23 protein-coding genes are annotated in these 18,266 nt (G+C 70.0%); 17 read left to right on the plus strand and 6 right to left on the minus strand.

All coding sequences use genetic code 11. The features are described 5' to 3' along the window. The first annotated feature begins 19 nt into the window (after nucleotides 1–19). Genes ACO057_RS05975 through ACO057_RS05985 form a run of 3 tightly spaced genes read left to right on the plus strand, consistent with a single transcriptional unit; the run spans nucleotide 20 to nucleotide 2,468 of the window. Nucleotides 20–1,336 carry a dihydroorotase gene (locus ACO057_RS05975; protein WP_421989621.1) on the plus strand — a complete coding sequence of 439 codons (1,317 nt, stop codon included), beginning with the start codon at nucleotides 20–22 and terminating at the stop codon, nucleotides 1,334–1,336. Beyond that, complete coding sequence (locus ACO057_RS05980; RefSeq protein WP_421989623.1) at nucleotides 1,333–1,785, plus strand: group III truncated hemoglobin; 453 nt, start codon at nucleotides 1,333–1,335, stop codon at nucleotides 1,783–1,785. The genes ACO057_RS05975 and ACO057_RS05980 overlap by 4 nt, the downstream gene beginning before the upstream one ends. Then, nucleotides 1,782–2,468, plus strand: coding sequence for a 5-formyltetrahydrofolate cyclo-ligase (locus tag ACO057_RS05985; protein WP_421989625.1), 687 nt, complete (start codon nucleotides 1,782–1,784; stop codon nucleotides 2,466–2,468). The genes ACO057_RS05980 and ACO057_RS05985 overlap by 4 nt, the downstream gene beginning before the upstream one ends. Nucleotides 2,469–2,477: 9 nt before the next feature. On the opposite strand, the gene ACO057_RS05990 is transcribed toward ACO057_RS05985, so the two are convergent. Then, nucleotides 2,478–2,852 (minus strand): hypothetical protein, encoded by a 375-nt coding sequence (locus tag ACO057_RS05990; RefSeq protein WP_421989627.1) that lies wholly within the window; start codon nucleotides 2,850–2,852, stop codon nucleotides 2,478–2,480. A gap of 95 nt (nucleotides 2,853–2,947) precedes the next feature. Between ACO057_RS05990 and ACO057_RS05995 the strand changes: the two genes are divergently transcribed. The 7 genes from ACO057_RS05995 (at nucleotide 2,948) to ACO057_RS06025 (ending at nucleotide 8,906) form a co-directional block, all read left to right on the plus strand. After that, nucleotides 2,948–3,598, plus strand: a complete 651-nt coding sequence (locus ACO057_RS05995) for a tetratricopeptide repeat protein (RefSeq protein ID WP_421989629.1) — start codon at nucleotides 2,948–2,950, stop codon at nucleotides 3,596–3,598. After that, a complete protein-coding gene (locus ACO057_RS06000) occupies nucleotides 3,598–4,962 on the plus strand; it encodes a PQQ-binding-like beta-propeller repeat protein (protein WP_421989631.1) in 1,365 nt (454 codons plus the stop codon). Before ACO057_RS05995 ends, ACO057_RS06000 begins: the two co-directional genes overlap by 1 nt. Before the next feature lie 5 nt (nucleotides 4,963–4,967). Further along, nucleotides 4,968–6,332: a ribosome biogenesis GTPase Der gene (gene der / locus ACO057_RS06005; RefSeq protein WP_421989633.1), complete on the plus strand. Its 1,365-nt coding sequence runs from the start codon at nucleotides 4,968–4,970 to the stop codon at nucleotides 6,330–6,332. Between the two features lie 97 nt (nucleotides 6,333–6,429). After that, nucleotides 6,430–7,242: an isocitrate lyase/PEP mutase family protein gene (locus tag ACO057_RS06010; protein WP_421989635.1), complete on the plus strand. Its 813-nt coding sequence runs from the start codon at nucleotides 6,430–6,432 to the stop codon at nucleotides 7,240–7,242. Between the two features lie 141 nt (nucleotides 7,243–7,383). Next, a complete protein-coding gene (locus ACO057_RS06015; protein WP_421989637.1) occupies nucleotides 7,384–8,067 on the plus strand; it encodes a 3-oxoacid CoA-transferase subunit A in 684 nt (227 codons plus the stop codon). A gap of 75 nt (nucleotides 8,068–8,142) precedes the next feature. Then, complete coding sequence (locus ACO057_RS06020; protein ID WP_421989639.1) at nucleotides 8,143–8,502, plus strand: alpha/beta fold hydrolase; 360 nt, start codon at nucleotides 8,143–8,145, stop codon at nucleotides 8,500–8,502. Then, nucleotides 8,490–8,906, plus strand: coding sequence for an alpha/beta fold hydrolase (locus tag ACO057_RS06025; protein WP_421989641.1), 417 nt, complete (start codon nucleotides 8,490–8,492; stop codon nucleotides 8,904–8,906). Before ACO057_RS06020 ends, ACO057_RS06025 begins: the two co-directional genes overlap by 13 nt. 100 nt (nucleotides 8,907–9,006) lie before the next feature. Here the strand turns inward: ACO057_RS06025 and dapA are convergent, their stop codons facing one another. Then, nucleotides 9,007–9,975 (minus strand): 4-hydroxy-tetrahydrodipicolinate synthase, encoded by a 969-nt coding sequence (dapA, locus tag ACO057_RS06030; RefSeq protein ID WP_421989643.1) that lies wholly within the window; start codon nucleotides 9,973–9,975, stop codon nucleotides 9,007–9,009. Beyond that, nucleotides 9,972–10,394 (minus strand): hypothetical protein, encoded by a 423-nt coding sequence (locus ACO057_RS06035; RefSeq protein ID WP_421989645.1) that lies wholly within the window; start codon nucleotides 10,392–10,394, stop codon nucleotides 9,972–9,974. The genes dapA and ACO057_RS06035 overlap by 4 nt, the downstream gene beginning before the upstream one ends. A 146-nt stretch (nucleotides 10,395–10,540) precedes the next feature. Here ACO057_RS06035 and ACO057_RS06040 point away from each other — a divergent pair, with 146 nt between their 5' ends. The 4 genes from ACO057_RS06040 (at nucleotide 10,541) to ACO057_RS06055 (ending at nucleotide 14,329) form a co-directional block, all read left to right on the plus strand. Then, nucleotides 10,541–11,182 carry a 3-oxoacid CoA-transferase subunit B gene (locus ACO057_RS06040; RefSeq protein WP_421989647.1) on the plus strand — a complete coding sequence of 214 codons (642 nt, stop codon included), beginning with the start codon at nucleotides 10,541–10,543 and terminating at the stop codon, nucleotides 11,180–11,182. Then, nucleotides 11,179–12,276: an acyl-CoA dehydrogenase family protein gene (locus ACO057_RS06045; RefSeq protein WP_421989649.1), complete on the plus strand. Its 1,098-nt coding sequence runs from the start codon at nucleotides 11,179–11,181 to the stop codon at nucleotides 12,274–12,276. Before ACO057_RS06040 ends, ACO057_RS06045 begins: the two co-directional genes overlap by 4 nt. Further along, on the plus strand, nucleotides 12,273–13,058 hold the full coding sequence (locus tag ACO057_RS06050) for an enoyl-CoA hydratase/isomerase family protein (RefSeq protein WP_421989651.1): 786 nt from the start codon (nucleotides 12,273–12,275) through the stop codon (nucleotides 13,056–13,058). The genes ACO057_RS06045 and ACO057_RS06050 overlap by 4 nt, the downstream gene beginning before the upstream one ends. A 101-nt stretch (nucleotides 13,059–13,159) precedes the next feature. After that, the gene (locus tag ACO057_RS06055) at nucleotides 13,160–14,329 is read left to right on the plus strand and encodes an acyl-CoA dehydrogenase family protein (RefSeq protein ID WP_421989653.1); all 1,170 of its coding nucleotides are present in this window, start codon (nucleotides 13,160–13,162) and stop codon (nucleotides 14,327–14,329) included. Between the two features lie 102 nt (nucleotides 14,330–14,431). On the opposite strand, the gene ACO057_RS06060 is transcribed toward ACO057_RS06055, so the two are convergent. Then, complete coding sequence (locus ACO057_RS06060) at nucleotides 14,432–14,767, minus strand: hypothetical protein (RefSeq protein WP_421989655.1); 336 nt, start codon at nucleotides 14,765–14,767, stop codon at nucleotides 14,432–14,434. A gap of 163 nt (nucleotides 14,768–14,930) precedes the next feature. Here ACO057_RS06060 and ACO057_RS06065 point away from each other — a divergent pair, with 163 nt between their 5' ends. The 3 genes from ACO057_RS06065 to ACO057_RS06075 all read left to right on the plus strand — a co-directional run bounded on the left by ACO057_RS06065 (nucleotide 14,931) and on the right by ACO057_RS06075 (nucleotide 17,225). Beyond that, nucleotides 14,931–16,334, plus strand: a complete 1,404-nt coding sequence (locus tag ACO057_RS06065; RefSeq protein WP_421989657.1) for an amidase family protein — start codon at nucleotides 14,931–14,933, stop codon at nucleotides 16,332–16,334. Nucleotides 16,335–16,342: 8 nt separating this feature from the next. Next, nucleotides 16,343–16,684 (plus strand): hypothetical protein, encoded by a 342-nt coding sequence (locus ACO057_RS06070; protein ID WP_421989659.1) that lies wholly within the window; start codon nucleotides 16,343–16,345, stop codon nucleotides 16,682–16,684. A gap of 286 nt (nucleotides 16,685–16,970) precedes the next feature. Beyond that, on the plus strand, nucleotides 16,971–17,225 hold the full coding sequence (locus ACO057_RS06075; RefSeq protein WP_421989661.1) for a hypothetical protein: 255 nt from the start codon (nucleotides 16,971–16,973) through the stop codon (nucleotides 17,223–17,225). An 82-nt stretch (nucleotides 17,226–17,307) separates the two neighbouring features. On the opposite strand, the gene ACO057_RS06080 is transcribed toward ACO057_RS06075, so the two are convergent. Together ACO057_RS06080 and ACO057_RS06085 are read right to left on the minus strand one after the other, a co-directional pair. Next, the gene (locus ACO057_RS06080) at nucleotides 17,308–17,649 is read right to left on the minus strand and encodes a hypothetical protein (RefSeq protein ID WP_421989663.1); all 342 of its coding nucleotides are present in this window, start codon (nucleotides 17,647–17,649) and stop codon (nucleotides 17,308–17,310) included. Between the two features lie 49 nt (nucleotides 17,650–17,698). Then, nucleotides 17,699–18,266 (minus strand): Bug family tripartite tricarboxylate transporter substrate binding protein (locus ACO057_RS06085; RefSeq protein ID WP_421989665.1); only part of this gene is annotated, 568 nt, incomplete at its 5' end.

Consider the following 18,266-nt stretch of genomic DNA (forward strand, 5'->3'; position numbering starts at 1 on the left):
ACCTGCGGAGTTCTCCCCGATGCCCCATTTCGATCTCATCCTGCGCGGCGGCCAGGCCGTCCTGCCCTGGGGCATCGAGCCGCTCGACATCGGCGTGCGCGACGGCCGCATCGCCGCCATGGGCGGGCTGGGCAAGGCCGAGGCCGCGCAGGTCATCGATTGCACGCATCTGCACGTGATGCCCGGCCTCATCGACGCCCATGTCCATCTCCGCGAGCCGGGCGACCCGGCGGTCGAGACCATCGAGACCGGCACCAAGGCCGCGATCCTGGGCGGCCTCGCCGCCGTCTTCGACATGCCCAACACCGCGCCCTCCATCACCGATTCGGCCCAGCTCGCCTGGAAGCGCGGCTATGTGTCCGAGCACGCCTGGTGCGACACGGGCCTGTATGTCGGCGCCTCGAAGAAGAACATCGCGGAGCTCGCCGAGCTGGAGCTCGAGGACAATGTCTGCGCGGTGAAGGTCTTCGCCGGCTCCTCCACGGGCGACCTGCTGATCGAGAACGATGCGACGCTGGAGGCCGTGATGCGCTCCGGCCGCCGCCGCATCTGCTACCATTCCGAGGACGAATACCGCCTGCAGGAGCGCAAGCCGCTCTTCACCGAGGGCATGCCGCATCGCAACCACATGGTCTGGCGCGACGTGGAATGCGCCATGCTGGGCACCAAGCGCCTCATGGCCATCGCCCGCAAGACCGGACGCCCCGCCCACATCCTGCACGTCTCGACGGCCGAAGAACTCGAATACCTGGCCGACTTCAAGGACATCTGCTCCGTCGAGGTGTTGGTGAACCACCTCACCCAGACCGACGAGGCCTATGACCGCCTCGGCGGCTATGCGGTGATGAACCCGCCGATCCGCGAGCAGCGCCACCTCGAGGCCGCCTGGGCCGCCGTGCGCAACGGCACGGTCGACGTCATCGGCAGCGACCACGCCCCGCACTCCCGCGCGGCCAAGGAGCGCCCCTGGCCCAACACCGCCGCCGGCCTGACCGGCGTGCAGACCCTCGTGCCCGTGATGCTCGACCATGTGAGCGCCGGCCGCCTCAGCCTCACGCGCCTGGCCGACCTGATGTGCGCCGGCCCCGCGCGGATCTACGGGGCGGTGAACAAGGGCCGCCTCGCGGTCGGCTACGACGCCGATTTCACCCTGGTGGACATGAAGAAGTCCCGCGAGATCACCAATGACTGGATCGCCAGCCCCTGCGGCTGGACGCCCTTCGACGGCTATCGCTGCCAGGGCTGGCCGGTCGGCACCATCATCCGCGGCCAGGTGGCCATGCGCGACGACGAGGTGCTGGGCGCCCCGATCGGCAAGCCGGTCACCTTCCGGTGAGCGCCGCGCGCGACGCCGCCGAGCGACGCGCAGAGGCCACCGCCGAGATCGTCGCGCGCACCGGCATCGATGCCGCGATGATCGAAACCCTCATGCGCCATTTCTACGGGAAGGTGCGTGAGGACCCCCTGATCGGCCCCGTCTTCGCGGCACGGGTCGCCGATTGGGAACACCATCTCCAGCGCATCTTCGCCTTCTGGTCCTCGGTCGCGCTGATGTCGGGCGAGTATCGCGGCAACCCGATGGGGCTGCACCTGCCCCTCCCGGTGGACGCCGCGCATTTCGACCGCTGGCTGGCCCTCTTCGAGGCCTCGGCGCGCGAGATCTGCCCGCCCGCGGCGGCCGAGCATTTCCTAGAGCGCGCGCGGCGCATCGCCCAGAGCCTGGAGATGGGCATCGCCGCCGGCGCGGGCGTGTTGCTGCGCAAGGAGGAGCGGTACCGGCGATGACCAAGCCCCCCAACCCCCCGGAATTCCACGACTACGCCTCCCCGGCCTGCTTCCTGCACGAGGTCGATCCGGACTACCTCGGCTACCCGCCCGAGCCCGACGCCGAGCAACGCCGCGACGTCGCCCGCTGGCGCAAGGCCGAGCGCGAGCGGCTGATCGCGCTGCGCCTCGCCGTCGATCCCCAGACCCGCCGCCAGGAGAGCGAGGCCATCGCCGCCGGGCTGGACGCGGCCCTCGGCGAGGTCGCCGGCCGCATCGTCAGCGCCTATTGGCCCTTCCGCGGCGAGCCCGACCTGCGGCCCTGGCTGGAGCGCATCCACGCGCGCGGCGGGCGCTGCGCCCTGCCCGTGGTGGTGGAGAAGGCGCGCCCGCTGGTCTTCCGGGAATGGACGCCCGGCGCGGCCCTGGCGCGGGGCGTGTGGAACATCCCCATCCCGGCCGAGGGCGCGGAGGTCGTCCCCGAGATCGTCATCGCGCCCGTGGTCGGCTTCGATCCCGGCGCCTATCGGCTCGGCTATGGCGGCGGCTTCTTTGACCGGACGCTGGCCGCCATGGCGGTGAGGCCGCGCGTCCTGGGGGTGGGCGCGTCGCGCGCCGCCATCTCCACGATCTTTCCCCAGCCGCACGATATTCCGATGGACGCGATCGTCACCGAGCGGGACATCCTTCCCCGCCCGTCATAACCGCGGCCGTCACAACCCCGGCCAGCGCGCCGTCCGGTCCGCCTCCTGCGCCACCGTCAGCCCCGGCGGGGCATCCCCCTGGCCCGGAACTATCGGGATGGCCAGCGGCCGGCTCACCCAGCAATCCACGCTGCCCCGGCTGCGCGTGCAGTAGGGCTGCGGGCCGGGCGCGACCGGCGAAGGCCCGCAATAGGACAGCCCGCGGTCCAGCCGGACGATCGAGCAGTCCCGCCCCGTCACGCCCGAGACCAGGAGATCGGGCACCGTCCGCCCCACCAGGGTCAGGGAGGCCACGTTCACCCCGGCCGTGGCGACCAGCGCCGGCCCGTCGCAGCCGCCCAGGAGGGGGAGAAGAAGCGTCGCCAGGGAGAGGATGTGCCGCATATCCGCCACGAAACACCCGCAAGCCTTAACGCCGTGCGAAGGGGCCGCTATACCCCCTCCTCCCGAATGCCCTCCGGCTGACAAAGGCGCCTGCATTGTCCGATCTGATCGACGAGGTTAACGAGGAGATGCGCGCCGAGCGCGCGCGCAGGCTCGCGCAGCGCTTTGGCGGCCTCGTGACCGGGGTCGTGCTGCTGGCCCTCGCGGGCGTGGGCGGCTGGGAGGCCTGGCGCTGGCACGAGCGGCGCGAGTCCGGAAAGGCCGCCGAGGCCTTCCTCTCCGCCACGCGCGACGCCGCGGCCGAAGGCGCCGACCTCAAGGCCATGGCCGACCGCTTCATCGCGATGGCCCCCTCCGCGCCCCCCGGCTACCGCGCTCTGGCCCGCCTGCGCGCCGCCGCCCTGCTGGCCGAGACCGGCCAGACGGAGCAGGCCCTGGCCGCCTATGACGCCCTCTCGCGCGACGGCGAGGTGGATCCGCTCTACCGCGACCTCGCTTCCGTGATGTGGGGGCTGCGCTCGCTCGATTCGGGCGATGCGGCGGCCATCCAGGCCCGCCTCACCCCTCTCGCCGTGCCCGGCGCCCCCTGGCGCGCCTCCGCGCAGGAGGTGCTGGCCCTGGCGGCCCTCAAGGCCGGCAACACCGACCAGGCCCGCACCACCCTGCAGGCCCTCACCACCGACGCGGCGACGCCGCAGGGGCTGCGCGAACGCGCAGGCCGCCTGCTCCAAGGACTGGGAAGCTGATGCCCGATACGACGAAACCTTTCCCGGGCCGCCGCACGGCCCTGCTGGGCGCCGCCGCCCTCCTCGCCGGCTGCGACAGCGCGCGCGACTGGGTGGACGACTTCCTGGGAACCCCCAAGGTTCCGCTGACGGGCGAGCGCCGCGCGGTGCTCTCCGTCGAGCGCGAGGTCGCCCCCGATGACGCCGCCGTGGGCCGCGCCTTCTCGCTCCCCGCGCCGACGCTCAACCTCGAATGGCCCACGGCCGGCGGGGCGCCGGGCCATGCGCCCGGCCACCTCTCGCTGCCGCGGCCGATCGGCGAGGTCTGGCGCACCTCCATCGGCTCGGGCAACGCCTATCGCCGCCGCCTCACCGCCGCGCCCCTCGTGGTCGGCGATGCGATCTTCGCCATCGACGCGCTGGGCTGGGTGAGCTGCCTCGACGTCGCGCGCGGCGGCCGCCGCTGGCAGACCGACACCCGCCCCCGCCGTGACCGCGACGGCGCGCTGGGCGGCGCGATCGCCTTCTCCAACGGCATCCTCTACGTCGCCACCGGCCTCGCCGAGGTGATGGCGCTGGATCCCGGCACGGGCGAGATCAAGTGGCGCGCCCCGCTCGGCGTGCCCGCGCGCGGCGGCCTCGCCGTCGCCGGCAACAAGCTCCTGGTGCCCACCGTGGAGAACCATCTCGTCGCGCTCTCGACCGAGGACGGCGCCGTGGCCTGGCGCTTCCGCGCCACCCCGGTCCAGGCCCTGCCGCTCGGCCTGCCGAGCCCGGCCGTGGACGGCGACACCTGCGTGACCGGCTTCGCCTCGGGCGAGATCGTGGCGCTGAACGTCAATGACGGCCGCGTGCTCTGGAGCGAAAGCCTCGGCACCACGCGCGGCGGCGCCTCCATCGCCGACATCGGCGCCATCTCGGCCCTGCCGGTCATCGATCGCGGTCGCGTCTTCGCCATCGGCATGGCCGGCGCGGCGACCTCGCTCGACCTGCGCTCGGGCCGTCGCGTCTGGGAGCGCGAGGTGGGCGGTTCGCTCACGCCTTCGGTCGCGGGCGACTGGTTCTTCGCCCTCACCCGCGGCAATCGGCTGATGGCGCTGGAGCGCGACAACGGCCGCGTGCGCTGGATCACCGAGCTGCCCAATTACGAGGACGAGGCCCGCCGCCGGCGGCCGATCATCTGGAGCCCGCCGGTCCTGGCAGGGGGGCGGATTCTGCTCTCCTCCAGCAACCGTCAGCTCCTCGAGGTGGATGCCGGCTCCGGCGAGATCGTCCAGCGCCTCCGCCTGCCCGAAGGCGCCACGCTGCAGCCGGTGGTGGCCAATAACAGCGTTTACTTGATGACCGACGGGGGCGCAGTCGTCGCCCTGCGCGGCGTAGGATAATTCCAATGGCAGCTGGCGACAGCCTTCCGGTGGTCGCCATTCTCGGCCGACCGAATGTGGGTAAGTCTTCCCTCTTCAACCGGCTCGTAGGGCGGCGACTTGCGATCGTGGACGACACGCCCGGCGTGACGCGCGACCGCAAAGAGGCGGAGACCCAGATGGGTGGCCGCGACATTCTCCTGGTCGACACAGCCGGCCTCGAGGAGGCCGCGCCCGAGACCCTTTATGGCCGCATGCGCGCGAGCTCTGAGGCCGCGCTGGAGCAGGCCGACGTGGCCGTCTTCGTGGTGGATGCCCGCACCGGCATCACCGCGTCCGACCGCGCCTTCGCCAATTGGCTGCGCCGCGCGCACCGCCCGGTGATCCTCGTCGCCAACAAGGCCGAGGGCCGCGGCGGCGCCGCGAACGCCATGGAGGCCTATGAGCTGGGCCTGGGCGATCCCATCGCCGTCTCCGCCGAGCACAATGAGGGCATCGCCGGGCTGATGATCGCCATCGCCGAGCACCTGCCCGAGCTGGAGCCCGAGGTCGAGGGCGAGGACGACGCCAAGCTGCTGCGCCTGGCCATCCTCGGCCGGCCCAATGCCGGCAAGTCCACGCTGCTCAACACGCTGCTGGGCGAGGAGCGCATGATCACGGGCCCCGAGCCCGGCCTCACGCGCGACGCCATCGCCAGTCAGTGGCAGGACGAGCACGGCCCCATCCGCATCGTCGACACCGCCGGCATGCGCAAGCGCGCCCGCATCACGCATCGCCTGGAGGAGATGAGCGTCGCCTCCTCCATCGGCGCGCTGCGCGAGGCGGAAGTGGTGATCCTGGTGCTCGACGGCCTGCTGGGCCTGGAGGAGCAGGACATCCGCATCGCCCGCCTCGCCGAGCGCGAGGGCCGCGCGGTGGTCATCGCGCTGAACAAGTGGGACGCCATCGAGGACCGGGTCGCGGCGCGCCAGCGCATCTCCGACACGCTGGAGACCTCGCTGAACCAGCTGCGGGGCATCGAGGTCGTGACCATCTCGGCCGCGACCGGCGCGGGCGTGGACAAGCTGATGCCGGCGGTTCGCCGCACGCATGAGCGCTGGAACCGCCGCATCGGCACCGGCGCGCTCAACCGCTGGTTCGCGCACATGCTGGAGAAGCACCAGCTGCCGCTCGTCGAGGGCCGCCGGCTCAAGCTGCGCTACGCGACCATGCCCAAGGCACGGCCGCCGACCATCACGCTCTTCGGCACGCGCGCCGAGCAGCTGCCGCAGGAATACCAGCGCTACCTGCTGAACGGCTTCCGCGAGGAATTCGACATGCCGGGCGTGCCGATCCGCCTGCAGCTGCGCGGGACCGAGAATCCCTATGGCGAGGACGGCGACAAGGATTAGCCGGCCAGCCCCCTCGCGGGGCTGCGCTTCGGAAAACGCCGAACGGTTTGGGCCGGCCCTGCGTCTAGGTTCCTCCTCCCTCAGGAGGAAAGACGCCATGGGCGCCGCTTATGAAACATTCCGCGACCTTCATCGGACGGGCTGCTTCGTCATGCCCAACCCTTGGGACGGCGGCTCGGCCGTGCTGCTGGCGCGCGAGGGCTTTCCGGCCCTCGCCTCCACCTCGCTCGGCATCGCCTTCGCCATGGGCGTGCCCGACGGCCGCGCGGCGCTGAGCCGCGAGGTCTCCATCGAGAACGCGGCAATGATCTTCAGGCTCACCGGCCTGCCGGTGAATGGCGATCTGGAAGACGGCTTCGGCCCCTCGCCCGAGGATTGCGCGGAGACCGTCGAGGCCTCGATCGCCGCCGGCCTCGCGGGCCTCGGCATCGAGGACACCACCGCGAATCCCCACGATCCGATCCACGGCTTCGACGCGGCCGTGGCCCGCGTGAAGGCGGCGGCAAAGGCCGCGCGCGGCCGCATCCTGCTGACCGGGCGGACGGATAATTTCCTCAACGGCCGCCCCGATCTCGACGACACCATCCGCCGCCTCCAGGCCTTCGCCGAGGTGGGCGCGGACGTGCTCTACGCGCCGGGCCTGCCCGACATGGCCGCCATCGAGGCCGTGGTGAAGGCGGTATCGCCCAAGCCCGTGAACGTGGTCTTCGGCCCGCGCACCGGCCCCGTGCCGCTGGCGGTGCTGGCGGCGGCGGGCGTGCGGCGCGTCTCGCTGGGCGGTTCGCTCTACCGCCAGGCGATGGGCGCGATGGTCGGCGCGGCGCGGCGCCTCAAGGCGGGCGACCTCGACATCATGGGCGGCGCGCCGAGCAGCGCCGAGGTGACCGCGCTTCTGCCGAAGCTCGCCTGACCGCCCCGCATCGACCGACCGGCCGGACGGCCCCCTCTTGGAGAATGCCGTCCGGCAACGCAGTATCCCCGCCGAGAAATGCCGGCGCGCGGTGCGCCGAGATGGCCGGCTTGAAGGCCAGGGCTGAGGGACGGACGCTTCATGATCAACAAGATCGTCAACACGCTGGCCGAGGCGCTCTCGGGTGTGAAGGACGGATCCACCGTGCTCATCGGCGGCTTCGGCAGCGCCGGCCAGCCCGACGAGCTCATCGAGGCGCTGATCGAGCAGGGTGCGAAGGACCTCACCTGCGTCGCGAACAATGCCGGCACGGGGCATACCGGCCTGGCCCGCCTGATGGAGCTCGGCCGCGTCCGCAAGATCATCTGCTCCTTCCCGCGCAGCGCCGGCAGCGTCGTCTTCGAGCAGCTCTATCGCGAGGGGAAGCTGGAGCTGGAGATCGTGCCCCAGGGCACCATGGCCGAGCGCATGCGCGCCGCCGGCGCCGGCGTGCCCGCCTTCTTCACCGCCACCTCGCACGGAACGCTTCTGGCCAAGGGCAAGGAGGAGCGCGAGTTCGAGGGCCGCAACTATGTGATGGAGCGCTGGCTGAAGGCCGATGTGGCGCTGATCGAGGCCTGGAAGGCCGATCGCTGGGGCAACCTCGTCTACAACCAGTCGGGCCGGAACTTTAACCCGGTGATGGCGACGGCGGCGGAGCTGACCATCGTGCAGACGCAGCACATCGTGGAGCTCGGCGCGCTCGATCCCGAGGCGATCGCGACGCCGGGGATCTATGTGAACCGAGTGGTCCGGGTGGACCGCGGGGCGCCCTGGGCGCCCTAGGCACCGGCAGGCCGGTGACCATCCATCGGCAGCTGGCATCCGGCCGCGCCATGCTGGCCACGGAGGTTGCCGGCCATGGCGATCCCGTCGTCTTCCCTGCACGCCGCCATCTGCGATCGCCGCATGTGGCACGCGCAGATGGAGGGCGTCGGCGCCCGCAACCAGGCGATCGCCTATGATCGCCGGGGTTTCGGGGAGACCCGCGCCGACGAGGAGGCATTCTCCGACGTCGCGGATCTGATGGCGGTGATGGGCGCCGTGACCGGCGGCACGCCCGCGGTGCTGGTCGCATGCTCGGCCGGCGGAAGGATCGCGCTCGACGCGGCCCTTCTCCATCCCTCGCTGATCCGGGGCCTGGTTCTCATTTCGCCCAGCGTGAGCGGCGCGCCGGAGGCGGAGTATCCCCCGCAATCCAGGCCCTCATGGTTGAGTTGAAGGAGGCGGAAAAGGCCCGCGACCTGGACCGCGTGAACGCGATGAAGGCCCGCCTTTTCCTCGACGGCCCGCTGGCGCCGGAGGGCCGGGTCACGGGTCCGGCGCGCGAACTGCTCCTGGAGATGAACGCCATCGCGCTCCGCTCGCCGCCGAACGGGCGGAACCTCGATGTCGCGCCCGCCTTCCCTCGCCTGGACGACATCGCCACGCCCTCGCTGGTGATCTGCGGCGATCTCGAATTTCCCCACATCCAGGAACGATGCTGTCGCATCGCGGCCGTGATGCGGAACGGGTCATGCCATGCCTTGGCCGGCTCGGCCCATCTGCCGAGCCTGGATCGCCCGGCGGAGGTCACGGGCCTGATCATGGATTTCATCGCCCGCTGCGACAGCCGATCAGCCTAGAGCATCATCCGACCAGGAGGAATCGTCTGGCCGGATAAAGATGCTCGTAAAAACAAATGGCTAGAGCCTGCGCAGTGAGCCCTTGCGAACGGAGAAGGCTCTAAGCCGCCGCGCGGCGCCACCGCAGCGCCGCCTTGAGTTCCCGCGATCTCGCCATCGCGCGGGCCCGCGTCTCCTCCTGCGGCGTGACGTCCACCATCGCGCGCGCCAGCAGCGCGAGCGTGGCCTCACCGGCCTTGAGCAGCGGCAGTCGCGGCGTGGGCGCGCAAAGACTCAGCAAACTCAGCGCTGCCTTCACCGGCACGGGATTGGTCTCGGCGAAGAGCGCCGCGTGCAGCGGGGCCAGCAGGTCGCGCAGCTCGGCGAAGCGATGCAGGTCGCCCGCCCGCCATGCCGCGTCGAGCGCGGCGCAAAGCCCCGGCGCGACATTGGCCGTCACCGAAACGCAGCCCATCCCGCCCATGGCCAGATGCGCCGCGGCCGTGCCGTCATCGCCGGAGAACTGTGGAAACTCCGCGCCGCAGAGCCGGCGCAGCCGCATGGGCCGCGCGAGGTCGGCCGTCGCATCCTTGATCGCGGCGATCGCTCCCTCCTCCCAGAGCCGGGCGACGGTCTCGTCCGTGAAGGCGACGGCGGCGCGCGAGGGTACGTCGTAGAGCATCACCGGCAGGCCGCTCCGCGCCGCCACCGCGCGGATATGGGCGCGCAGGCCCTCCTGTCCGGGCCGCACATAGGGCGGCGCGGAAACCAGCAGGCCGGTGGCCCCCGCATGCCCCGCCCCCTCGGCGAGCGCCACCGCGGATTCGGTGCAGGACCCGCCGATGCCCGCGATTACCGGCACGCGGCCGGCCACCGATTCCACGACGGCATGCAGGGCACGCGCCTGTTCCTCCGGCCGCAGGGCGGGCGCCTCGCCGGTGGTGCCGCAGACGACGAGCCCGGCAACGCCGCGCAGCACGGCACGGTCGGCAAGATGCGCGAGGGCGGGAAGGTCCGGCTCCAGCGAGTCGGGATCGAAGGGCATCACCAGAGCGGGGATGGAGCCCCGCAATTCGGCAAAGGATTTCATCGGGTCGCTCCATATCGGCACAGCAAGAGCACCGCGCCATTCGCGCCGGTACGCCGACGCACGCGGGAGAAGCCGTATTCGTGCAGCCGCTGGCGCAGTCCGCGCGCGGCCTTGGTCGCCGCCCCCCGCAGGATCATCGCGAGCCGGCCGTCGCGGCCCAGTGCGCGGCGGGCGCTCTCGGCCACCGCGACGGCCTCGGCCTGGCTCGCGACGCCTCCCGCGACCACGAGGTCGGCGGGTTCGGGATGGCGAGGCGGCACGGCGAGGCTCACCGCCGAGCGGCAGCCATGGCGCAGCGCGGAGCAGAGCAGCTCCGGGCCGCCATCCACGAGCAGCAACCGGTCCTCGGGCCGGGCTTCCACGGCGTCGAGCAGATCGCCGAAGGGGTTGAAACGAACAGGGTGATCAGGGTCTGGCATGGTTCTCTCCACGCCGGAAAACCTGCGCCCGAAGGGCATCGCCGCACGATGCGGATCACGCCCCCGCCTCGTAAGAAACGCATAAGCGCTACCCTGGACCTGCGCGCGGCACGGGCTTAGCCTCAATCGCCTGAGGAGGAACCACAATGCCCTATAGCCGCACCGACATGGCCGCGAAGGCCGCCGCCGATATTCCCGAGGGCTGGGTGGTCAATCTGGGCATCGGCATGCCGACCATGATCGCCAATGAGGTTCCGCTCGAGCGCGAAGTCATCTTCCAGTCCGAAAACGGCGTGCTGGGCATGGGCCCCGCCCCCGAGAAGGGCCAGGAAACCCCTTGGCTGATCAATGCTGGAAAGCAGTTCGTGACGCTGCGTCCGGGCGGCTCCTTCTGCCATCACGCCGACAGCTTCGCGATGATCCGCGGCGGGCATATCGACCTCTGCGTGCTCGGCGGCTTCGAGGTGGCCGAGAACGGCGACCTCGCCAATTGGGCGACCAGCGAGAACGACACGGCCCCGGCCGTGGGCGGCGCGATGGACCTCGGCGCGGGCGCCAAGCGCCTGTGGGTGGTGATGGACCACACGACCAAGGACGGCCGCCCGAAGATCGTGGAACGCTGCGGCTATCCGCTGACGGCGCTGGCCAATGTGTCGCGCGTCTACACCAATCTCGCCGTGCTCGACGTGGTGCCGGAGCTGGGCTTCGTCGTGCGCGACATCGCGGATGGCATCAGTCTGGAGGAGCTCCAGTCCAAGAGCGCCGCCAAGCTCCATACCCGGGCATGAGCGCGTCCGCCGCCGGCGTCGCGCCCTTCACGGGCGACCGCGCCGAGAGCATCGAGATGATCCGCGATTCCGCGCGCGGATTGCTGGGTGCGGACATGGCCCGCGTGCGCAAGCTGCGCTTCGCCGAGCCGGGCTTCGACACCGCCCTGCTGCGCCAGATGGGCGAGGCGGGCTGGATCGGCCTCGCCATTTCGGAAGAGGCCGGCGGCACGGGCCTGGGCATGGGCGAAATGGTCGCGCTCGCCGAGGAAATCGGCCGCTCGCTCGCGCCCGAACCGCTGATCGGCTGCGCGCTTTCGGCGGATCTGCTGGCCGCGGCCGGTGCCACCGAATTGCTCGGCCAGCTTCTCGCCGGCGAGGCCGTGGTGCTCACCGCCTGGCAGGATCGCGCGAATACGCTGTCGCTCGCCACCTCGGCCGATGGCGCGCGCAGCTTCGTGCCCATGGCGGCCGGTGCGACGCATGTCCTCTGGCCCGTCTCCGAGGGTGGGCGCGTGGCGCTGCATCTGCTGACACGCGACCAGGTGGAGATCACGGTCGAGTCCACGCAGGATGGCGGCCATCTCGGCACCATCGCGCCCAAGCCCTTTTCGGGCCACGGCCCCGGCGCGCATATCGCCGACGACGTGACCTCCGCGCTCGCCGATGCGCTGGATCGCGCGGCGCTCGCCACCGCGGCCTCGCTGCTCGGCGGCATGGAAGTGTCCTTCGCGATGACGCTGGACTACCTCCGCACGCGCCAGCAGTTCGGCAAGATCATCGGCACCTTCCAGGCGCTGCAGCACAAGGCGGCGGATGCGAAGATGCAGGTGGCGCTGACCCGCGCCGCCGTGGAACAGGCCGCCGCCGCGCTGGATGACGGCGTGACGGGCGATGCGGCCCGCGCCATCGTCAGCCGCGCCAAGGCGCGCGCCAGCGAGGCGAGCATGCTCGTCGCCCAGGCCTGCGTGCAGCTGCATGGCGGCATCGGCTATACTGATGATTACGATGTCGGCCTCTATATGCGGCGCGCCATGGTGCAGGCCCCTGCCCTCGGCGGCGCCGCGCTGCATCGCAAGCGCTTCATGGCCCTCGCGCCGGAGACCGAAGAATGAACGACGCCCCCGAAGCTCCGGTCATGCGGATCGCCGAAGAGCGTCACGGCGCCGTGCTGGTGCTGACGATCGACTATCCCGCGCGGCGCAACGCGCTGGCCGTGCCCCTCCGCCAGGATCTGGAGGACGCGATCGAGCGCGCCAACACCGACCGGAGCATCCGCTGCCTCGTGCTCACGGGCTCGGGCGAAACTTTCTCCGCCGGCGGCGACATCTCGGGCATGAACATCGAGAACGCCTATGACGGGCGCGAGCGCATGCGGCGCACGCACCGCCTCGTGCGCCTCATGGCGCGCAGCAACCTCCCGATCGTGGCCGCGGTCGAGGGCTGGGCGGTGGGCGCCGGCCTCTCGCTCACGCTCCTCTGCGACACGGTCGTCGCGGCCGAGAATGCGCGCTTCATGGCGGGCTTCCACAAGATCGGCCTGATGGCGGACATGGGCATGCCGGCGACGCTGCCCGCACGCATCGGCGTCGGCCGCGCGCGCGACATGATGCTGCACCACACGCAGTATCTCGGCACCGAGGCCAAGGAGATCGGCCTGGTCGACTATGTGGTCCCGCCGGGCCAGGCGCTGGCCGCCGCGATGGATAAGGCGCAGGCGCTCGCGGAATCCGCGCCGCTCCCCATCGCCTTCACGCGGCAGTGGTTCGCCGAGGATCTCGACAAGGCGCTGGCGCGCGAGGCCGATTTCCAGGCCACGCTCTTCGTCTCGGAAGACCACAAGGAGGGGCGCGAGGCCTTCCTCGGCAAGCGCAAGCCGGTCTTCCAGGGAAAGTGATGCCGGGGGGCCATGGCCCCTCACCAGTTCAAGTGTCCAGGGCCAAAAGCCCTGGCGGGGAGCGCGAGGGGCAGAGCCCTTCGCAACCAAGAGGACAGAAAATGAACGCCATCACCGGCCGCGAGCCCAACGACCTCAACGCCCTCCCCGACGACGCCTTCCGCGCGCATATCCGCGCCTGGATCGAGGCCAATTACCCCGCCGAGATCCGCAATCCGGAAAAGCGCCTCCACTGGGAGGAGAACAAGGTCTGGTACTTCAAGCTCGCCGAGAAAGGCTGGCTCGCCCCCGGCTGGCCGCGCGAATTCGGCGGCCTGGGCCTGCTGCCCGCCAAGCAGATCATCTTCACCGAGGAGCTCGAGCGCCACGGCTGCGCCCGCTGCAACGACCACGGCATCATCATGCTCGGCCCCCTGGTCATCCGCTACGGCACGGAGGAGCAGAAGAACTTCTATCTTCCGAAGATCCTAAGCGGCGAGCACATCTGGTGCCAGGGCTATTCCGAGCCCAATTCCGGCTCCGACCTCGCCTCGATCCGCACCGAGGCCGTGGATGCCGGCGACCATTACGTCGTGAACGGCCAGAAGATCTGGACCACGCTGGCGCAGGACGCCAACTGGATCTTCCTGCTCGTGCGCACCGACAAGGCCGCGAAGAAGCAGGAGGGGATTTCCTTCCTCCTCGTCGACATGAACACGCCCGGCATCACCGTGCGCCCCATCATCAACCTCGAGATGCATGACGAGTTCTGCGAGGTCTTCTTCGACAATGTGAAGGTGCCGAAGGCGCATCTGGTCGGCCAGCTCAACAAGGGCTGGGACATGGCCAAGGCGCTGCTCTCCTTCGAGCGCATCTATCTCGGCTCGCCCCGCCAGAGCGCCTATGCGCTCACGCGCCTGAAGCAGCTCGCCGAGCGGATGGGCGCGGCCGACGACGGCACCTTCCAGGACCGCTACGCGCGCCATCGCTGCGACCTGGAGGACCTCAAGGCCCTCTACGGACGCTATGTCGAGGTGCTGAAGCAGGGCCGCCCACTTGGCGCCGACGTCTCGCAGCTCAAGGTCATCCAGTCCGAGCTCTTCCAGCGCATCACCGAGACGATGCTGGAGGTGGCGGGCGAGAATGCCGGGCTCTTCGGGCCGATGGAGGGCAACCGGAATCTGAACCCCGGCGCGCTCTACATCCAGGCGCGGCCGACCTCGATCTATGGCGGCACCAACGAGATCCAGCGCAACATCATCAGCAAGAACGTGCTGGAACTTCCGGGCTGAGGCGGAAGCGTGATGATCGAAGGCGCGAAGGCGCTGTGGATCTTATTCGCGCGCTAAAACTTTGGATCGCGGCAAGTGAGCCAACGCGTCGCGATCCAATCCTCAGCAGGACGGCTCGCGCTTCAGCAGCTTCTCGGCTTCGGCCATGGTACGCACCACGGTGAAGATCCGCCGTGGGAAGTGCAGCGCGCAGACGCGGATCCACAGCGGCAGGCCGGGATCCGACGAGACGAAGATCGTATAGCGGCCCCGGTCGCTCTCGTCGGCGATCGTCGCATAGGCGCGCGCGAAATAGGTCATGTCGTCGTGGCTGACCGTGCCGTGATAAATGCGCATGTCGTAGAGCCAGTCATAGCCGACGGCCTCCGGGTGCTGGTCCATCCATCCCTGCATCGCGGTCGTGAAGGCAGACCCGTTGGTGCTGAGCGCGAAACGCATCAACAGCCTTCGGCGATCCGCCTGCGGGTCCACCCGCATCGTCGCGCCAGCTTCCATAACCCCCTGCCCCCCGGCCGAACCCGGCGCAGGATACATGAGCATCACCGGTTGACCAGGAAGCATCGGGCGACGAAGGATCGGGAATTCATCGAAGGAACCCGCGATGTCCGAACTCTGGCAGTTGGATGCGACACAGGTGGCGTGGCGCGTCCGGTCGCGTGAGGTTTCAGCGCGGGAAGTGACCCTCTCCGCCCTGGCGCGACTCGATACGGTGAACCCGCGGCTCAACGCCGTGGTGCAGACGATGCCGCAGGAAGCCCTGGCCGCGGCGGATGCGGTGGACCAGGCCATCGCCCGCGGCGAGGCGCCCGGGCTGCTCGCCGGCGTGCCGGTCACCATCAAGGTGAACACCGACCAGAAGGGCTTCGCGAGCACCAACGGCCTCAAGCTCCAGGCCGACCATCGCGCGACGGAGGACGGCCCGGTCGTCTCGAACTTCCGCAAGGCCGGCGCGGTCATCATCGGGCGGACCAACACGCCGGCCTTCTCGCTGCGCTGGTTCACCTCCAACGACATCCATGGCGAGACCTTCAATCCGCGCGACAAGTCGCTCACGCCCGGCGGCTCCTCCGGCGGCGCGGCCTCGGCGACGGCGGCGGGGATCGGCGCGATCGGGCATGGCACGGATATCGGCGGCTCGGTGCGCTATCCCGCCTATGCCTGCGGCATCCATGGGCTGCGCCCGACCCTCGGCCGCATCCCGGCCTGGAATCCGAGCCTGCCCGACCGCGACATCGGCCCCCAGCTGATGGCCGTCAGCGGCCCGCTGGCGCGTACCATCCCCGACCTCCGGCTCGCTTTGGCGGCCATGAGCGCGCGCGACGTGCGTGATCCCTGGTGGGTGCCCGCGCCGCTGGAAGGCCCGCCGGCGCCCAGGCGTGCCGCCCTTTGCGTGGCGCCCGAGGGGATGAAGGTCGCGCCCGCCGTCGAGGCCGCGCTGCGCGATTCCGCCGCGCGGCTGCGCGCCGCCGGCTGGGAGGTCGAGGAGGTGGCCGAGGTGCCGCCGCTGCGCGAGCCCGCCATGATGCAGGCCCGGCTCTGGCTCGCCATGCTTCCGCGCGGCGGCCTGGCCATGGCCGAGCGCGAGGGGGAGAAGGCCTCGCTCGCCATCTTCGGCCATATGAGCGCGCTGTGCCCGCAGCCCGATCTCGTCGGATTTCAGGACACGCTGACGATCCGCATGGCCTTCCTGCGCGCCTGGATGCTGTTCTTCGAGCGCTATCCGGTCGTGATCCTGCCCGTCTCGGGCGAGCTGCCCTTTGCCAACCATGCCGATCTGGGCGGCGCCGAAGCCTTCCGCGCCATCATCGAGGCGCAGCTCGTGCAGGTCGGACTGCCGCTGATGGGGCTGCCAGGCCTGACCGTCTCCACCGGGATGGTGGGCAAGGCACCGGTGGGCGTGCAGCTCGTCGGCGGGCGGTATCGCGAGGACCTGCTGCTCGCGGCGGGCGAGGACATCGCGGCGGGCGGGACGCCTCCCTCGCCCATCGATCCGGACTGGGATTAGCTTTCGCCATGCGTCTTCCGTTGCTTCTGCCTCTCCTCCTCGCCGCCTGTGCCGCCCCGCCCTCCGGAGGGACCGGAGGTTGCGATGGCCGCATTCAGCTGCGCAATGCGTCCTCCCTCGCGGTCGAGCAGCTCTATGTCAGCACGGCCGGGCCGGCCGATTGGGGCCGTGATCTTCTGGCGCCGGGGCATCTGCCGGCCGGCGCGACGCAGACGGTGATGGCCCGGTCGGGCCTCAATGCCGTGCGCGTGGTCTTCGCCAATGGCCGCGCCGCCGAGATGGCCGGGATGGACGTCTGCGCCAATCCCATCCTGACAGTGCTGCCGAACGGCCTTCAGGCCGGTCGCTGACCGGATCGCCTGCAACCAAGGAGCGAATTGACGGGCATGGCGCAATAAGCCGGCTTAAGAACGTCCAATATTTCGTATTTGTTAAGTAGTTTACTTTTTACTTGTCGTCAGGCGAAGCTTTCCGCATATCGTGACTTCAGCGATCAATGCCCATCGAACGCGGCGTTGGGCAAAGGCATCACTTCTGTGGCGTCATAATTTCGATAATTGTTATTTTTCGAGGCAATCGAAAACCGCCGGCTTCAAAGTCAGACCCCATACCGGACCTAACGACGGAGCGTATCGAATGCGTGGCACCTTGCCCCTGATCCTTGCCGGAACCTGCCTCGCGATCCTGCCCCTCATCGGGCCGGCCGGCGGCGCCATGCCCGCCGCACCCCGCATGCCGCTTTGCGTCGCATCGGATGCCGGCGCCGCGACCCAGGCCCGTGACTGGCTGGGCAGCGTGATAGGCTGGGGCGACAGCCCGGCCGTGCTGGCCTATCGGAACATCATGGCCCTGAGCAAGGGCAAGACCGGCCCCGCCGGGTGCGCCGGTTGACGGCAAGGCCACCACGAAAAACGGAGCCTTGCGGCCCCGTTTTCATATCCGGCCCCCAGGGGCGGTCTGCGTCGGAAGGTCCTTAGACCTTGCGCGCCAGTGTCGGAATCTCTTCCCGCAGGCGAAAGCGCAGCGCCGACCAGGTGGCATCGAGCGCAACCTGGGTCACCGGCAACAGCCCGGCCTGGGTCAGCGGCTCCCAGCCATGGTCGCGGTCCAGATCGGAACGGACGGGGCCGTTCTTCTTCGGATAAGCGAACCAAAGCCGCCCGCCAACGCCGTAGAGATCCAGCGCCCTGGCCGCGACGCGGCCCAGGGACGCACGATCCGAAGCGAAGGCGAGGATGAGTTCCGGCTCAGTGGCCGTGGTTGCCGGCAGGCCGTGCTTGAGCCCGGTCGGCGGTTCTAGGACGGAGCACACCATGCCGAGCTTGAAGCCGAGCTTGCGGGGGATGGTGGCTTGGATGGCAGCGTCAATCAGCGGTCACTCCGGCGGCTCTAGCCACCGGCCCCCAAATAGAATCCTGCGCGCGGATCGTAGCCGCGAGCTCGGTCCGCGTCCCCCCGATGGGTTCGGCCGACAGCGCCCGCAATCTGCGAACCACTGCGGCGTCGCGCGCCACCGCAATGGATGCTTCCTCGAGCTTGCCCACGATCGATTCAGCCAATCCGCGCGGCCCCATCAGCGCGAGCCAGGTCTCCGCCTCAAAGCCGGGGACCGTCTCCGCCACTGTCGGGGTCTCGGGCAGAAGGGCCGAACGGGTCCGGGAGGTCACAGCCAGTAATCTGACCCGCCCCTCCCGCACCAGTGGCAATCCGATGACAGCAGCCTCCACATAGACCTGGACCTCCCCGTTGAGCAATTCCGGAAGTGCGCCCGCGATCCCCCGGAAATGCACGAAGTCGCATCGGGCACCCACCGATCTGATGAGCAGTTCGAGCGCCAGATGCTGCGCGGTTCCCGCCCCAGGAGTCCCGCAAGTGCTTGGTCTTGTTTTCAAAACTTCAATCAGCTCGCCCATCGTGCGCAGCCCCTGACCC

Source organism: Roseococcus sp., from assembly GCF_965227005.1.
Classification (GTDB): domain Bacteria; phylum Pseudomonadota; class Alphaproteobacteria; order Acetobacterales; family Acetobacteraceae; genus Roseococcus.

Coding starts and splice junctions, on each gene's coding strand:
- ACO057_RS05975 (WP_421989621.1), top strand. CDS start 20: ATGCCCCATTTCGATCTCATCCTGCGCGGCGGCCAGGCCGTCCTGCCC.
- ACO057_RS05985 (WP_421989625.1), top strand. CDS start 1,782: ATGACCAAGCCCCCCAACCCCCCGGAATTCCACGACTACGCCTCCCCG.
- ACO057_RS05990 (WP_421989627.1), bottom strand. CDS start 2,852: ATGCGGCACATCCTCTCCCTGGCGACGCTTCTTCTCCCCCTCCTGGGC.
- ACO057_RS06000 (WP_421989631.1), top strand. CDS start 3,598: ATGCCCGATACGACGAAACCTTTCCCGGGCCGCCGCACGGCCCTGCTG.
- der (WP_421989633.1), top strand. CDS start 4,968: ATGGCAGCTGGCGACAGCCTTCCGGTGGTCGCCATTCTCGGCCGACCG.
- ACO057_RS06010 (WP_421989635.1), top strand. CDS start 6,430: ATGGGCGCCGCTTATGAAACATTCCGCGACCTTCATCGGACGGGCTGC.
- ACO057_RS06015 (WP_421989637.1), top strand. CDS start 7,384: ATGATCAACAAGATCGTCAACACGCTGGCCGAGGCGCTCTCGGGTGTG.
- ACO057_RS06020 (WP_421989639.1), top strand. CDS start 8,143: ATGGCGATCCCGTCGTCTTCCCTGCACGCCGCCATCTGCGATCGCCGC.
- ACO057_RS06025 (WP_421989641.1), top strand. CDS start 8,490: ATGGTTGAGTTGAAGGAGGCGGAAAAGGCCCGCGACCTGGACCGCGTG.
- dapA (WP_421989643.1), bottom strand. CDS start 9,975: ATGAAATCCTTTGCCGAATTGCGGGGCTCCATCCCCGCTCTGGTGATG.
- ACO057_RS06035 (WP_421989645.1), bottom strand. CDS start 10,394: ATGCCAGACCCTGATCACCCTGTTCGTTTCAACCCCTTCGGCGATCTG.
- ACO057_RS06040 (WP_421989647.1), top strand. CDS start 10,541: ATGCCCTATAGCCGCACCGACATGGCCGCGAAGGCCGCCGCCGATATT.
- ACO057_RS06045 (WP_421989649.1), top strand. CDS start 11,179: ATGAGCGCGTCCGCCGCCGGCGTCGCGCCCTTCACGGGCGACCGCGCC.
- ACO057_RS06050 (WP_421989651.1), top strand. CDS start 12,273: ATGAACGACGCCCCCGAAGCTCCGGTCATGCGGATCGCCGAAGAGCGT.
- ACO057_RS06055 (WP_421989653.1), top strand. CDS start 13,160: ATGAACGCCATCACCGGCCGCGAGCCCAACGACCTCAACGCCCTCCCC.
- ACO057_RS06060 (WP_421989655.1), bottom strand. CDS start 14,767: ATGCGTTTCGCGCTCAGCACCAACGGGTCTGCCTTCACGACCGCGATG.
- ACO057_RS06065 (WP_421989657.1), top strand. CDS start 14,931: ATGTCCGAACTCTGGCAGTTGGATGCGACACAGGTGGCGTGGCGCGTC.
- ACO057_RS06070 (WP_421989659.1), top strand. CDS start 16,343: ATGCGTCTTCCGTTGCTTCTGCCTCTCCTCCTCGCCGCCTGTGCCGCC.
- ACO057_RS06075 (WP_421989661.1), top strand. CDS start 16,971: ATGCGTGGCACCTTGCCCCTGATCCTTGCCGGAACCTGCCTCGCGATC.
- ACO057_RS06080 (WP_421989663.1), bottom strand. CDS start 17,649: ATGGTGTGCTCCGTCCTAGAACCGCCGACCGGGCTCAAGCACGGCCTG.